Annotated in this window: 10 protein-coding genes and 1 riboswitch; of the genes, 7 read left to right on the top strand and 3 right to left on the bottom strand. The window is 59.4% G+C overall.

Features of this window, described 5'->3' with window-relative positions; translation table 11 throughout:
* Nucleotides 1–10: 10 nt before the first annotated feature.
* The 6 genes from ACTJLB_RS02845 to ACTJLB_RS02820 are packed head-to-tail and all read left to right on the top strand — an operon-like array spanning nt 11 to nt 4,978.
* Nucleotides 11–1,075 (top strand): ketoacyl-ACP synthase III, encoded by a 1,065-nt coding sequence (locus ACTJLB_RS02845; RefSeq protein WP_440782418.1) that lies wholly within the window; start codon nt 11–13, stop codon nt 1,073–1,075.
* The gene (locus ACTJLB_RS02840) at nt 1,072–1,836 is read left to right on the top strand and encodes an SDR family NAD(P)-dependent oxidoreductase (RefSeq protein WP_440782417.1); all 765 of its coding nucleotides are present in this window, start codon (nt 1,072–1,074) and stop codon (nt 1,834–1,836) included. Before ACTJLB_RS02845 ends, ACTJLB_RS02840 begins: the two co-directional genes overlap by 4 nt.
* Complete coding sequence (locus tag ACTJLB_RS02835; RefSeq protein ID WP_440782416.1) at nt 1,836–2,468, top strand: acetyltransferase; 633 nt, start codon at nt 1,836–1,838, stop codon at nt 2,466–2,468. The genes ACTJLB_RS02840 and ACTJLB_RS02835 overlap by 1 nt, the downstream gene beginning before the upstream one ends.
* A 1-nt stretch (nt 2,469) precedes the next feature.
* Nucleotides 2,470–3,561 (top strand): aromatic ring-hydroxylating oxygenase subunit alpha, encoded by a 1,092-nt coding sequence (locus ACTJLB_RS02830; protein WP_440782415.1) that lies wholly within the window; start codon nt 2,470–2,472, stop codon nt 3,559–3,561.
* A 25-nt stretch (nt 3,562–3,586) separates the two neighbouring features.
* A complete protein-coding gene (locus ACTJLB_RS02825) occupies nt 3,587–4,165 on the top strand; it encodes a class I SAM-dependent methyltransferase (protein ID WP_440782414.1) in 579 nt (192 codons plus the stop codon).
* 9 nt (nt 4,166–4,174) lie between these two features.
* Entirely contained in the window at nt 4,175–4,978 is an 804-nt protein-coding gene (locus ACTJLB_RS02820) for a phytanoyl-CoA dioxygenase family protein (protein ID WP_440782413.1), read from the top strand.
* A gap of 107 nt (nt 4,979–5,085) precedes the next feature.
* Here ACTJLB_RS02820 and ACTJLB_RS02815 read toward each other — a convergent pair whose 3' ends face one another.
* Complete coding sequence (locus ACTJLB_RS02815; RefSeq protein WP_440782412.1) at nt 5,086–6,096, bottom strand: sodium:calcium antiporter; 1,011 nt, start codon at nt 6,094–6,096, stop codon at nt 5,086–5,088.
* Between the two features lie 89 nt (nt 6,097–6,185).
* Nucleotides 6,186–6,366, bottom strand: a riboswitch (yybP-ykoY riboswitch).
* A 311-nt stretch (nt 6,367–6,677) separates the two neighbouring features.
* Between ACTJLB_RS02815 and ACTJLB_RS02810 the strand changes: the two genes are divergently transcribed.
* Complete coding sequence (locus ACTJLB_RS02810; protein ID WP_440782411.1) at nt 6,678–7,817, top strand: tyrosine-type recombinase/integrase; 1,140 nt, start codon at nt 6,678–6,680, stop codon at nt 7,815–7,817.
* 86 nt (nt 7,818–7,903) lie between these two features.
* Here ACTJLB_RS02810 and pglZ read toward each other — a convergent pair whose 3' ends face one another.
* Both pglZ and ACTJLB_RS02800 read right to left on the bottom strand, forming a co-directional pair.
* A complete protein-coding gene (pglZ, locus tag ACTJLB_RS02805; protein WP_440782410.1) occupies nt 7,904–10,099 on the bottom strand; it encodes a BREX-2 system phosphatase PglZ in 2,196 nt (731 codons plus the stop codon).
* Entirely contained in the window at nt 10,096–13,794 is a 3,699-nt protein-coding gene (locus ACTJLB_RS02800) for a hypothetical protein (RefSeq protein WP_440782409.1), read from the bottom strand. The genes pglZ and ACTJLB_RS02800 overlap by 4 nt, the downstream gene beginning before the upstream one ends.
* Nucleotides 13,795–13,820 lie beyond the last annotated feature (26 nt).

Here is a 13,820-nt window from a genome sequence, read left to right as displayed (position 1 = left end):
GGAGTCAAGCATGAGCTCGCCGGACTTCATCGCAGGCCGCGAATTACGCACGCAATGCGCCCGCATTGCCGGTGTGGTGTCGTGCGTGCCGTCAAAGCAGGTGGATAACGACCACTTTGCGGAAAGGTTCGACGCGTCGGCCGTCCGTGATGTCGTCAAGATGATCGGCGTGAACCGGCGCCGTTGGGCAGACGCGCAAACAAGCGCCGGGGACCTGTGCCGCAAGGCCGGCGAAAAGTTGCTGGCCGGCCTCGGCTGGCAGGCGGACTCCATCGACGCGCTGATCTTCGTTTCGCAAACGCCCGATTACCGCTTGCCCGGCACCGCCTTCGCGTTACAGGCGGATCTGGGTTTGCCGGTTTCGTGCCTCGCGCTGGATATCAATCTGGGTTGCTCCGGTTATCCACAGGCGCTGTGGCTTGGCATGAACCTGATTCAAACCGGCGCGGCCAAACGCGTTCTGCTGGCAGTAGGCGACACCATCAGCAAGCTGGTCGATCCGGCCGACCGCTCCACCGCGTTGCTGTTCGGCGACGCCGGCACGATGACCGCGCTGGAAGCATCGCAAAGCGATGCGGCCGCGCATTTCATCATCGGCGCGGACGGCAAGGGCGTGCGCAATCTGATCGTGCCCTCGGGCGGCTTCAAGTCTTACGACACAGCCGCCGACGAACGCATGGCGGGCAAATCGGCGGAATGCCTGTTCATGGACGGCGGCGAAATCTTCAATTTCACGCTAAACGCAGTGCCGAAACTCGTTGCGCGCACACTCGAAATTGCCGGCCGCGACAAGGAAGCTTACGACGCGTTCCTGTTCCATCAGGCCAATCTGTTCATGCTCAAGCATCTGAGCAAAAAGGCGGGGCTGCCGGCCGAACGGGTTCCGACCAATATCGGTGAATACGGCAATACGAGCTGCGCGTCGATTCCGCTGCTGATGACGACAGAGCTGAAAAGCCGCTTGAAAGAAGACACGCTGCAAGTGGGCATGTTCGGCTTTGGCGTCGGCTATTCGTGGGCATCCGCGGCGCTCGAAGTCGGCCCGCTGGCTATCGTGGACACCATAGAAACATGACTCTGTTCTCAAAAGACTGCCTCGCCGGCGGTCTCTACCTCGTCACCGGCGCGTCGTCCGGCATTGGCCAGGCGAGTGCGGTACTGATCGCGAGCCTGGGCGGACGCGTTATTGCGGCTGGACGCGACGAGGCTCGTCTTCAGGCGACGCTCGAGAGGCTCGAAGGAAGTGGTCACGCCACGGCCGCCGCATCGCTCAATGACGCCGATCAGACCGCCGAATGGGTGAGCCAGCTAGCTCAGACGCACGGCACCTTTGCCGGCGCATTTCATGCAGCTGGCGTCGAGTTGATCCGTCCCGCGAAGCTCACGAAGCAGGAACAACTGCAACAGGTGTTCGGCAGCAGCCTTTATGCGGCGTTTGGCATTGCTCGGGCAGCCAGTAAAAAGGATGTGATCGCAAATGGCGGCTCGCTGGTTTTCATGTCGTCGGTGGCGGGGACGACCGGCCAGGCAGGCATGACCGCCTATTCCGCGGCTAAGGCGGCGATCGACGGAATGGTTCGCTCGCTCGCATGCGAAATGGCTCCGCGGGCTATTCGCGTCAACTCGATCGCAGCTGGTGCGGTACATACCGCGATGCATGACCGCCTGACGAGCGGTAGCCCCGACGAAGCGTTGGCCGCTTACGAAAAGAGCCATCTGCTCGGTTTCGGCGAAGCGGGCGACGTTGCGCAATCCGCGTTGTTTCTGCTGAGCGGCGCGAGCCGCTGGATTACTGGCACGACGCTCGTCGTCGACGGCGGATACAAGGTCCGGTGATGACGAAGCGATTGATCGTGGCCGGCTGCGGCGCCTTCGCGCGCGAGCTGATCAACTGGGCGCAAGATGCGGCGAACGCCGGTAGCGGTCCGGCCATCAGCGGGTTTCTCGACGCCAGTCCAGCAGCGCTTGAAGGCTACTCGTACCGGCTCGAATGGCGTGGCGATATCGACGACTACCGCGCACAGGATGGCGAAGCCGTCGTAGTCGCCATCGGCGATCCTGCAGCCAAGCGAGACGTGGTCGCGCGCCTGCGCGAACGTGGCGCCGTGTTTGCGACACTCGTGCATCCACGCGCTGTCGTCGCGCGCTCCGCCGTTTTGGGCGAAGGCGTGGTGGTGTGTCCTCAGGCGGTGATCTCGGCTGACGCCCAGGTGGGCGATTTCGTCGCGATCAACGTGCTGTCGAGCGTCGGCCATGACGTCAAGCTAGGCGCTTACTCGACGCTGAGTTCGCACGTGGATCTGACCGGCTACGTGCAAGTCGGCGGAGGCGTGTTCTTCGGCAGCGGCGCGAAAATCCTGCCCAAGGTCAAGATCGGCGCGCGCGCGAAAGTAGGTGCCGGCGCAATCGTTATGCGCTCTGTGCCGGAAGACGCCGTGGTGTACGCCGCTCCGGCCAGGAGGCTGTGAAATGACACTGGATCGGCAGCTGTTCGATGAATACTGGCATCTGGCGTGTCATCGGCGCGAGCTTGCCAACGACGGCGATTTCATCAAATTCGACAGCGTGTCGGGCGAAGTCGTGCTCTTCAACGATAACGGCGATCTCGTCGCGTTCGACAATGTGTGTCCCCACCGTGGCGCGCGAATCTACACGGACGCGCACGGCAATCGGCCGGCAACCTGCGGCTATCACGGCTGGACTTATAAGAACGGCGGCGTCATCGTGCCAGAAAGGCAACGCTTCAAGTCTTGCGACATCGACCGCGCGCGCTTCGCCACGTTAAAGGTGGATTGGTGCGGCGATTTCGTGTTCTTCGCCATCAAGCCGCGCATGCGCTTATATGAGCAGTTGGGAAAGACCGCCGAAACTCTCGAGAACATTTCTTTCAATGTGGATCGCCGCGTCGATCTGAACCGTTACGACTACGAATGCTATTGGCCGCTCGCGGTGGAGAATGCACTCGAGCCGTATCACATCGCGGCGGTCCACACGGAAACGCTTGCCACATTGCAACTTGCCGACGGCGAAAATGTGTTCGACGGCGCGAACTCGATCTGGTACGCGCCGCTCGGCAATTCGCGCGTGGCGAGCCAATTGAGCCGTCTGCGTAAGCTGTTCGACATCGACTACCAGTACGAGGGATATATGAGCCTGTATATCTTCCCGTTCACGATGATGTCCTCGACGTACGGCTACTCGTATTCGCTGCAAAACTTTTTCCCGTCTTCAGATGGTTTGGACCGTACGCACTTCACGAGCCGTCTGTATGCATCGAATACCGCGAATGCAAATTCCGCGCAAATGCTCGGTTCGTTCTTCGAATCCACTATCCGGATGAACCGACAGGTGTTCCAGGAAGACCACGAAGTCTGCAAGCTGCTTCCAAAAGAAAGCTGGTCGAGCAATGCGCTTCGCTTTCCGTCCGATGCAGAGGCGAAGATCGACCATTTCAGGCAATCGTGCCGGACGTTAAGCAAAGCGCGTCTTGCCGTAGCGCACCCGATTCAAACATCGATCGACGAAGACCTTTTGGCTTGCACGGCCCGCACTGTCGATTGAAGCCTATATCCAGCGAGAGTTCACTATGGCCACGCCATCAAAATTCGACAACGACACGTTCCCGCTCACCCGAGAACATATGGATGCCTTCGTGCGGCGGACCGCCGACCGGCTTCCCGAAGAGACGGGCAAGCTGCTCGAAGTCGGCCCGCAAGACCGCTCACTGGTGCGCCAGTGCTTCACCAATTTCAGCGTCGATACGTTCGACGTAGTCGACACCTACAAGCCGACGATCGTCGGCGACATCACAAAAGTCAATGCGGCGATTCCAGAAAGCGCGTACGACGTCGTGGTGTGCATGGATGTAATCGAACATACACTCAATCCATTCGATACCGTCAAAGAGATTCGTCGCATTCTCAGGCACGAAGGTCACCTGATGATTTCCGCGCCGCTGAACTGGCGCATTCACGGACCGTCGCCGGATTGCTGGCGCATTACCGAGCACGGCTGGAACGTTCTGCTGCGCGACTTCGATATCGTCGAAATAGACATTCTGGAATCGCCGGAGCGAGAACTCTTTCCGCTGAAGTACAACGTGCTCGCGAAGTGCAACAAATTCAAAAACACGCAGGATAACGAACTGACGTTCCGGTTCATCTAGAGTTTGAACATGAAAATAATCCCGGCATCCGTCGAGGCGGTCATCGATCAGATCGCTTCCGAAACGTTCAACCCCGGCGTATTCAAACAGACCGGCGTATTCGTAATGCGCAATGCGATTCCGCAAGCCGTCGTTAAGGAATGGCAAGCGGAATGGCAGGCCTTCTATGATGCGCAACTGGCCGAAAGCCGCGCCGTCAACAAGGCGAATCCCGTTTCGCTCACTGAGCAATTGCCGCCGAAGCTCGCCGTAATGTACAAGGAGCCGGCTTTCTCCAAGGTCTGCAAACAGGTGTTTGGCGAGCATGTGGCGCTCTATAACCACCGCTTTGTGATAAAGGATAAGTTCAGTTCGAACAAGGTGTTCCTGCATCAGGATAGCTGTTATCACCTTGGCAACCTGAACAAATGCAGCCTGTTCGTGCCGCTTAGCGAGGTGAACGCGGATAACGGCGGCATGACGTTTTACGCGGGTTCGCACAAGCTGGGCGTGCTCGGCGACGCCGGAGAGATCAATCCCGAGAGTTTCGATTTTGAATGGCCGAAAATCACACCCGAATTGAATCCGGGCGACTTCGTGATCATGAACAGCGCGCTGTGGCACGAGTCCGGCCCGAACGTATCGGGCATTAACCGCATTATGGCCGACACGATCGTGCAACCCGCCGACGATCCTACCGGCAAGGATCTGCTCTGCGGTGAATGGCAGACCGACATCTTCTATTCGACGACGAACTACATCCGCTTTTTCGCAAATTCGCGCGTGTTAAAGCTCATCAAGTACGAGAAAGAGCGCGCTGCCGCAGCAGCGTGACCGGCGGTTCGCAGTTTGTCGGCTGAAGCGCCGCCCTCGAATGGCGATGACGCGCCGGTGGCGCGGCGCGCGGCGGCCGTCACCACTCGGCGCTCGCCACACGAGGGTCAGCGATTTAGCGTAATCGCCAGATAAGCCACATAAAGCGCACCGCACACGAGCAGCGCCCACACCGGCGCGCCGCGCTCCCGCGCGTTGATCCGCAGCCACGCCGCTGCGCCTAGCGTGATGACGATGCCCGTGACAACCTCGATTCGCGGCGTCCACGGCGTGAGAAGGATGCCGATCGCCGGTAGCAACGTGCCCTGAAACACCATTGCACCGGTGATATTGCCGAACGCCAGCGTGTCCTTGCCGCGGCGAATCCACAAAATGCTGTTCACCTTCTCCGGCAGTTCGGTGGCGATCGGGATGATCAGCAGTGAGAGCAGCAGCGGCGAGACGCCGAACGCCTCGGACACGCCACGAACGCCATGGATGAAACCTTCGGCGCCCCACACCAGCAAGGCAACCGCGAGCGCCAGCTGGATGGCGATCGTCGCCAGGTTGGTCGACACGCCGAGGCGCGCCAGCATCATCTTGCCCGGCGCCTCCGTGCCGTGGCCGGCATCCACGAGACTGTTCGACGCGCGGAAAGTCGCCACCACATAGGCGACGTAGACGCCCACGAGTGCAATGCTGAAGAGCGCGCGGACGATTTTCTGCTCGTGCGGCACATACATGGCCGCGGCCGCCAGCAGGAACGCGAAAAGGAAATAGTTGAGGTCGCGCGTGAAACCCGAGCGTTCGGGTGCGACGCGTCCGCCGATGCCGCGTGAACGCAGAACCGCGAGCGTCATGAGGAAGGTGGACAGCGTGGAAAGCATCAGCGGCGCGCCGAGGATGGCGCCCACACCGATTTCCTCATTGACGGCATGATCAGCCGTGCCGCCGACGATTGCGATCAGCGGCACCAGCGTCTCCGGCAACGCAGTACCCACCGCCGCAAACAGCGAGCCGGTGACGCCTTCCGAGATTTTGAGGCGCTCGCCGAGATGTTCGAGCGCGTTGGTGAAAAGCTCGGCCGCCACCAGAATGACGACCAGCATGACAGCCAGTTCGATGACAAGACCGGTCATGCACGGCTCCCGTCGACGGGAAACGCGCGGCGCGGCGCATGGTGCAGGAGAAAATTGGGTAGGGGACAACGTGATTTCACAGCGGCTCCGCGGTCGGACGTTAGACGAACCAATGACGCACCGCCACCCGTCCGACCAGAACGAAGCAATGCGCCAATGGTCTCGCCAAACCGACCCGGTCGAACGCGCCATGACCTGTCAGGTCAAGTATGTTGACGCGCTCTCCTTCATGCGATGCGTGAAGGAAGGCTACTCCCCAGTGACCGGGGGATTCTAGCGGGAGTGAGCACAACGGACAAGCCTGGGGACGAGGCGCCGAATGGCGCAACATTGCGCGCGCGGGAAATAAAAAAGGGCTTAGGCGTTGTTTGCCTAAACCCTTGATTCGGAGCCAATGTTATTGGCGCGCCCGGCTGGGATCGAACCAGCAACCCCTGCCTTCGGAGGGCGGGAAATGCCATCAAACGGCATCACACCCCGTCCAAAAAAATAATCAACCTATTGATTTTTAACGAAAACATGTCCATTGAAATTCAATCACAACCAAACTAGAATTTCCGTACATTTTCCGTACGAAGATCATGAGCACCTCCATCACGACAAAGACCGCCCGCGAAAAGCTGGCGCCACGGCGCGAACCCTACTTCTCACGTATCCAGTCCGGCCTGTATATTGGTTTCCGTAAGCTTTCTGAAGGTGAAGGAACATGGGTCGCCCGCCGGCGAAGCGAAACGGGGAAGCAGGAATACCGGGCGCTCGGAACCTTCACAAACTACGACGATGCGGTGAAGGCCACGCTCGAATGGGTCTCGTCGTTGGATGCTGGGGTATCGAGCAAGAGCTTCACCGTAAAGGATACGTGCGATCACTACGTCCAGCATCTCGGGCTTCATAAGGGTACCAAGAGCAAGGCCGACGCCGAAGGGCGGTTCAAACGGCTTGTCCATGACAAAAAGATTGCAAAAGTCGATCTCTCTAAACTTCGTACCTCTCACCTGAAGGACTGGTTGACAGAGCAACTTATCGGATGCGAAGAAAATGCCGAGGACGAGGATGACCTGCGTCGGGCAAAAGACACTGCGAATCGGAATCTGGCGTCCTTAAAGGCGGCCCTGAATCTAGCTCTGCGTGATCGGTTAGTCGCGACCGACGCTGGATGGAAGACCGTCGCCAAGTTCAAGGACGTTGGCCGACGACGACAGTCATTCTTGCCGAGCGATCAGCGTGCGGCCTTGGTCGCGGCATGCGCCGAAGACATCCGCCAACTCGTCAAGGCAATGCTCTTTACAGCAGCCCGCCCTGGCGAACTTGCCAACGCTTGCGTCAAACACTTTGACCGGCAACAGGGAACGCTCGCGCTCGACGGAAAGACTGGCTATCGGGTGGTCTCCCTTGCGTCAGTTGCTATACAGTTTTTTGAGGAACAGACTAAGGACAAGATTGCCAACGCCTCGATCTTCGCAACCGAATACGGTCAACCGTGGAACAAGGATTCGTGGAAGAAGCCCTTCAAGAAGGCTGTCGAGGCTGCAAAGCTTCCGCCATCAGTTGTTATGTATTCGCTCCGACACACAGCTATCAGCGAAATGATCGCAAACGGCATCGACAGCTTCGAGGTTGCGAGAATGGCCGGGACGTCTACCGAAATGATCGACAAGCACTATGGTCATCTACGACACGACAGAATGCGCGCGAAGCTTGACGCCATTGCCATTCTGTAACCTGGAAGCGCTCAGTCAGGCGACTGTGGAAGTGGCACCGCCTGATCGCCACCAATCTTGGCGAACATTTCGCACGTCCACCTCGATCATCCCTGCCACCAGTCGGGAGCCACTTCGTCTCGAACGCTCCAACCATCGACAGCTTTGTTTCCATAGCGGTAGGTGGTGATCGGAACTAGCGCTTCAGCCGGCGCGCAGCCACCGTGGTAGCCGTTCCGTTTGCTCGCGTATCGCAACTTGCTGCTCCATGCCAGGACAACTTCATCCATGCCGCTGGCGGCTCTGACTCGATTGCCCTTCAACGCAATCTCCCCTGGGTAGGACTCCAGACTTGGTTCGCGCCATCGGGCATTGGGGCTTGCCCCCTGCATGACCGTATCTTGGTCAAGTACGTGGCCGTGATCACTGGTGAACACTACAGCACGTTCGGAGGAACGTGCTTCTGCTAGCAGTGCATCTAAACCCTTAAACTGCGCAATGTCCCAGCGCAGCCGCAGTTGGTCAGACTTCATCAAATGATCGTCCACTGCATTGATAACGACAGCGACGACTCGTTGCCGAGTGTCGCTCAGGGCGGTTCTGAGATCGTCTGAAAGGGCGACACCAGAAGTATCGAGCAGATCTCTCTTGTGAAAAATCACCGGCGGCTTGCCCGCGACAGACGGGGCAACGAGCGCCGGATAGGCGCTGAACGCCGCCCGTTCCGTTGATGCCGATCCAGCGCAAGCGGTACCACAAAGCAGCGACGTCCTAGAGGCTTCTGTTGTCGACGGCAACATAGCCAGCAAAGTCGAACAGGCCCCTTCTGCGCGCTTGAACTGGACCCAACCCTGCTCCTTTAGACTGTGATGCAGCTCCAGAAAAACAGGGATACTCATTCCGTCCACAACGATGAGCAAGCTCCGCCCGGCCACCGCAACCGGTGCAACGCATTTGTCGAGGGCGTTCTCGATCGAAATCAAGGACGTGCCATTGGGCTGATCAGCCGCCAGCGACTCAGCGAAACGCTGGTCGAATAATTCTCTGCGAGTCCGAGTTTTTTCTCGGAGCAGGCCATAGGCGTTCGCCAAGTCTGCAGAATCGTCGCCTTCCAGCAGCACGGTTTGCGCCCAGTCCACCCAGGCGATCTCATTCCGATACTGCTCAGACAGCGCGTTTAATGATGACGGAAAATCGCTGGCCGTTTGCGTCAGCCAACTGACCAGGCGCACCGCCATCTTGCATCTGAGCTCAGAGCGACTGCTCACGACTGGGCCTCGGTGCGCCATCATGCGCCCGAACTGGAGAATGGCCTCCGGCAAATTGAGGTCGTTCAGCGCGGCAGCAAAAGCCCTAGTCTTCTCGCGCAGGGCAGCATTTCCATACCTTGCGTGCGCGGCCAGTGACTCGGCTTTGAGTTGCGTCACCAACGATTCATAGCGCGCAACCTGCTGTTGTTGGGTGGCTTCGGGGGCGCGATCAAACCAAGCGTCAGCTGCTCTGGCCAGTTGATGACTCGTGTGTGTCGCAATCGTCAATCCATTGAACAAAACTTCCAGCCGGGCTGCGACCTTGGCCCTGCTGGATTCCGAACCAGTGGTCTTGTCTTCCAAGGCTTCACAAAGCATGGCGATTGCGACCAAATCGTCGGCGCTCCCTGTATCGATGGCCGCAAAAACGAAGCTCACCAACTCGCCGAGCGCTTCTCGAAGGCGTTGAACCGTTTCTTGACGCGCAGTATCGTCCAACGCCTTAAATTGCTCACGCCGTTGGGCATCGCCGGCCCACTTCAATAGGTCAAGTTCCGTCGGTGGATACGACTCGAAGCCCAATACAACTCTGAACAGCTCTTTCCAAGCCCGATCCTGGTCCAAAACGAGTGACCGGACAGGGGCATAGCCCTCTGCTGGCATGTAGCGCACAAGCATTTCAGCCAGCCAGCGATGGCGAACCAAACGCGGATCAATGTGCGCCGCCCGGAAGAGAGCCAGCACGGTTTGCCAGAGGTCGTGTGTGATGGCGCGTCGCTTGGCGCAACGTGCCAGTACGTCGGAGCCTAGCTCACTCTCGTCTCCCGCAAATAGCAACACGACCGGCGTCGTGCTGACAGCATGGCGGCGCATCGCGTCGCGAACGGCTAAAGGGGAACTGCAGGCCGAGACTGGCCAGCTCTCAGCGTTCACATCCACCGCTGCGCCATCGAAGGCATCCAAGGGCAGCCGCAAAAGGATGAACCTTGCTGGTGGGTCCGCCTCGTGCGCCTGCTTCGCCTGAAGACTGATCTGATGTGCCGGGACCTTCATTCCTGTTCCCGGATCACGATATGAATGTCCACACTGACGTCGCCGAGCCCCTCAAGTAGCGTCCGCGCGTCGGCCAGTGCCTGCAGGGCATCGGTCTTGATCAATCTGGCGTGCTCAATTCGCTGAGGAGCCTTCATGCCGTGCTCCGGTTCCGGCTCCGGAGTAGGTTGAGGCTGCGGGCTAGGCGGTGTCGCCCGATTGGCGACATCGGCCATCAGTGCTCCCGCATCGCGCTCAAACTGCGCAACAGCAGCTGGCAGTCCGTCGACGTATTCGTAGCGGAGCACCGCATGCGCGAGGCTTTCGAGAATCTGATTGGCCCGTGGCGCAAACTCACTGCCGCCGTTTGCAATCGAATGCAGACTGTTGACTAGATAGTGTTTGGCCTCAACACGCGCCAGCGCCTGGACGCCACCTAGCACGGCCTTTGCTTCGGCGATTTCCTCGGCACTGAAATCAAGCCGGGATACCAGATTGACGAGGTCGATTTCCGAGCCGCGGGACTCCATTGCAGCGAACCAATCCCTGAGCCGCATGGCCCCAGTCTTGCGCAGGGCAGGCTCTCCCTTGGCCACGACATCCGTCTGCACCAAGGTCATTAATTGGTCAACCACGCGCAGATAGTTCAGCAGATGGGCTGCCGTGTCGGCGACGCGCTTGCGCGCGGCACGCGAAAACTCCACCAGCCCGGGTGCTGACCGATAAAGTGTGGCCATCGACGGGTCCAGCATTTCGCCTGCAAGTTTGGTCGCCTTGTCCCATTCCGCCACTGTCGGCAAGGGCTGCTCGCGCACCTCGCATTCGTTCGGCACGTTGCCGATCTCGCCTTTGAACGGTTGACCGAAGCGGTACAAGGAGCGATTGCTCTTGGCCAGCCAGGTCAAGATTACAAGGTCTTGCAGGTCTTCACGGAGGCCGCGTCGATCGGGCAAGTCCAGCCAGCGGCGGAGGTCGGTCACCGTGGGCTCGCGCCCTGCCTGCTGCGCAATCTGTCTAGCAAAATGCTGTGACCAGTCGTCCCGCAGCTGCAGCGCGGCCTCGCCGACCTCGGCCAGATCGAGCCTGGGTGCTATGCGCTTGGCGTCGTCCCGCAGCGAGGCTTCGAGTTCGACACGATGGGCGGGCTTCTGAGCCGCCAGCACCATCAGATCAGCGAGGCGTTTGACCGCGATCGGGCGTGGTTCGGCGTCAAAGTGCGGGTGGGCCGGAAATTCGTAGTCCAGCGCTTGCTCGGCGAGCTTTTCGAACGCATCTTTGAAGTTTGCCGCCACAGGTGGCCGCAAGATCAAGGAGGGGTCCAGGCTGAAGTAATGCTCGTCGACCGTTTGCGCGGGGTCCAGTGCTTCCAGGGCGACGCTGTTGAGCCCATAAGCCGTGTACAGGCAGTTGCGAATAAACTGGCGCAGTTGGTCGCGCTGGTTAGTGAGCAGCACACGCGCTTGCTCGCGATCCGTCTGCGACAGCTGGCTAGCGTATTGGTCCAGGTTGTTGCCACGCAAGACGAAGTTGATGACCACCAAACGGCCCAACTGGTCCTGTGTATTGGGGGAAAGGAACGACGGCAGCCACACCATCGAGCGGCCGACTCTGCCTTCGTTGAGGAATCCGTTGATTTTGGCCACGTCGTCCTGTGGGCCATGCTCGGGTTGGTGGTCAAACGGGAAATCGATCACGACGCGCCACGTTCCTTCACGTCCCTTGAGGGTGTCGAAGGACTGCTCACGGACATTGCCAAACAGAATCTCCGCGCCGCGCCGCGAGCCGCGCCAGCTGATTTCCATCTCAGGCGGCAGCAAGCTGGAACCTGCATCGGCCAAACCCAAGCCATCGGTGATCAACTGTCTGACTTCCGCCTGACGGTTGCCCTGCGTGTCAAACACCATCGCATTGGCTAGGATGGCGTCGGTGTCCACCTTGGCCACTTCGACGGACACGATCGGATTCAGCGAATCGTCCGCAATCTTGATTTCACCGGCCTGACCCGCCCAGCGCTTGAGCTTAGTCAGCACAGTAACGCCCTCGCTGCCGGGCACTGGCGTACGAATCGTGCCATGGTTCAGCGCCGCCAGCTTTGTTGGCGTTAGATTCTTCAGGGCTTCGACTTCGGGCACAAGCGCCGCTAATACCAGAGTCTTCAGCAACCGCGCGTCGTTCTGCAAGGCGGCTGCCTTCCTCGGATCGGCCTTACCAGACTCGATGTCTTCCCAAGCTACGCCGTGCTGGGTCTCCAGAATCGGCAACAACCGCCGCCGCCAGAGCTGCTTGGCCTGTTCGAAAAAGAGCTTGATGCCATGGGTGAAAGGCTCGTCCCCTTCGGCAATCACGTCAAACAGATCGCCGACCGGGATGACGTCGCCAATCTCCAGCGTGTCGGCCTTGTCCACTAGCATCTGCTGCATTAGCTTGAGCGCCGTGCGCTCTCGCTGCAACATCGACGAAACAGCGATCAGTGTCTGAATCAGCGCAGGCGTGAAGGGATAAAGGTCCTGAAGCATCTGCTGATCGCCATCGCGAGTCAACAGGGTTTGCAGCACTTCGGGTTGGCTGCCCAGCAGCTTGTTGATCGCACCCTTGAGCAGCGCATCTTCTGCGGGCCCGCGCGTGCGCAGCAGTCGTTTCTTGGCAATCTCTGGAAGGTTTCGGTCTTCCAGATTCACTTTGTCGAAACGGGCCTCCCAATACTGCAGCGTATCGGCAAACGACAACTGCTCGGCACCAGGCATGTGCTCACCGACCAGTTCGCGCAGATCACGTTGGCGGGCCATGAAGCTGATGATGGGTGTCGGGCGGTCAGCGTTGCTCGACTCGACCAGCTTCGCGACCTTTTGGCCTTCACGGGCAATCCAAGCCACATCTGCCGCGCGGCTAGCCAACCACAGGATGAACTCGTCCAGGAAAAGGATGATGCCGTCGTAGCCGAGTTCCTTAGCGTGGTGCGACATCGCCGATAAGCCGTCGTCCAGCGAGGTATACATCTCGCGCTGCGAGGCGGAATAATGGCTCACGCTGCCGTAGAACGCGCGTGCCAAAGCACCAACAAGTTTGAATCTCTCAGGGCTGCCGGGGGGCACCTTCAGGGCGGCCTCGAAGCGCGCGGCGGCCCAGGTCTGCGTGACACGCCCCCAGCCACCGCCGCCAGTGGCCGCGCCAGTTGCGCCATTCAGAGCGCGAAAAAAGACTTCGTCGCCCATCTGGGTGCGCAGCTTCTGTGCATCGTTGAGCATACCCTCGCTCTGATAGAAACCAGGGCTCGGCGCCTCAGGGTGCAAACGTGCGATGAGATCTGCGTAGCCCGAGAAGAGCGCCGATTCCAGCGTCTCGGCATTGATCATGTGGTATGGCACGACCAAGAACTTTTTGCCCTGCGTCCAGCCGTTGTGCTTGGACACAACCGGGGCCAACTCGGGCTTACCACGGGCCGTGGCGTCGCCGCGCAACACCAGTGACAAGATGGCCATGAAGTGGCTCTTCCCGGAACCGAAACTGCCATGCAGGTACGCGCCCTTGCTCATTCGGCTGTCGATCGCGCCCTTGACCACCCCAAGCGCCTGGTCGAAGCACTTCACCAACTGGGGCGTGGCGATATAGTCGCGCACGGTTTCCGCTGGGGCATTCAAGCCCTCCGTCAGGCGGAGAACAAAGTCGCCCTGATGGACCTGCTCTGGCAGGTCAAATATCTCGCGTAGTTTTGGCACGTTGTTGTGTTTCCCTCGAATTTAGT

It is taken from the genome of Paraburkholderia sp. 22098, from assembly GCF_052045935.1.
Classification (GTDB): domain Bacteria; phylum Pseudomonadota; class Gammaproteobacteria; order Burkholderiales; family Burkholderiaceae; genus Paraburkholderia; species Paraburkholderia caledonica.
This window is presented reverse-complemented; position numbering and strand designations above follow the sequence as displayed.

Excerpts from the sequence above, each read along its gene's own strand:
- ACTJLB_RS02845 (WP_440782418.1), top strand. The coding sequence starts at position 11 with ATGAGCTCGCCGGACTTCATCGCAGGCCGCGAATTACGCACGCAATGC.
- ACTJLB_RS02840 (WP_440782417.1), top strand. The coding sequence starts at position 1,072 with ATGACTCTGTTCTCAAAAGACTGCCTCGCCGGCGGTCTCTACCTCGTC.
- ACTJLB_RS02835 (WP_440782416.1), top strand. The coding sequence starts at position 1,836 with ATGACGAAGCGATTGATCGTGGCCGGCTGCGGCGCCTTCGCGCGCGAG.
- ACTJLB_RS02830 (WP_440782415.1), top strand. The coding sequence starts at position 2,470 with ATGACACTGGATCGGCAGCTGTTCGATGAATACTGGCATCTGGCGTGT.
- ACTJLB_RS02825 (WP_440782414.1), top strand. The coding sequence starts at position 3,587 with ATGGCCACGCCATCAAAATTCGACAACGACACGTTCCCGCTCACCCGA.
- ACTJLB_RS02820 (WP_440782413.1), top strand. The coding sequence starts at position 4,175 with ATGAAAATAATCCCGGCATCCGTCGAGGCGGTCATCGATCAGATCGCT.
- ACTJLB_RS02815 (WP_440782412.1), bottom strand. The coding sequence starts at position 6,096 with ATGACCGGTCTTGTCATCGAACTGGCTGTCATGCTGGTCGTCATTCTG.
- ACTJLB_RS02810 (WP_440782411.1), top strand. The coding sequence starts at position 6,678 with ATGAGCACCTCCATCACGACAAAGACCGCCCGCGAAAAGCTGGCGCCA.
- pglZ (WP_440782410.1), bottom strand. The coding sequence starts at position 10,099 with ATGAAGGTCCCGGCACATCAGATCAGTCTTCAGGCGAAGCAGGCGCAC.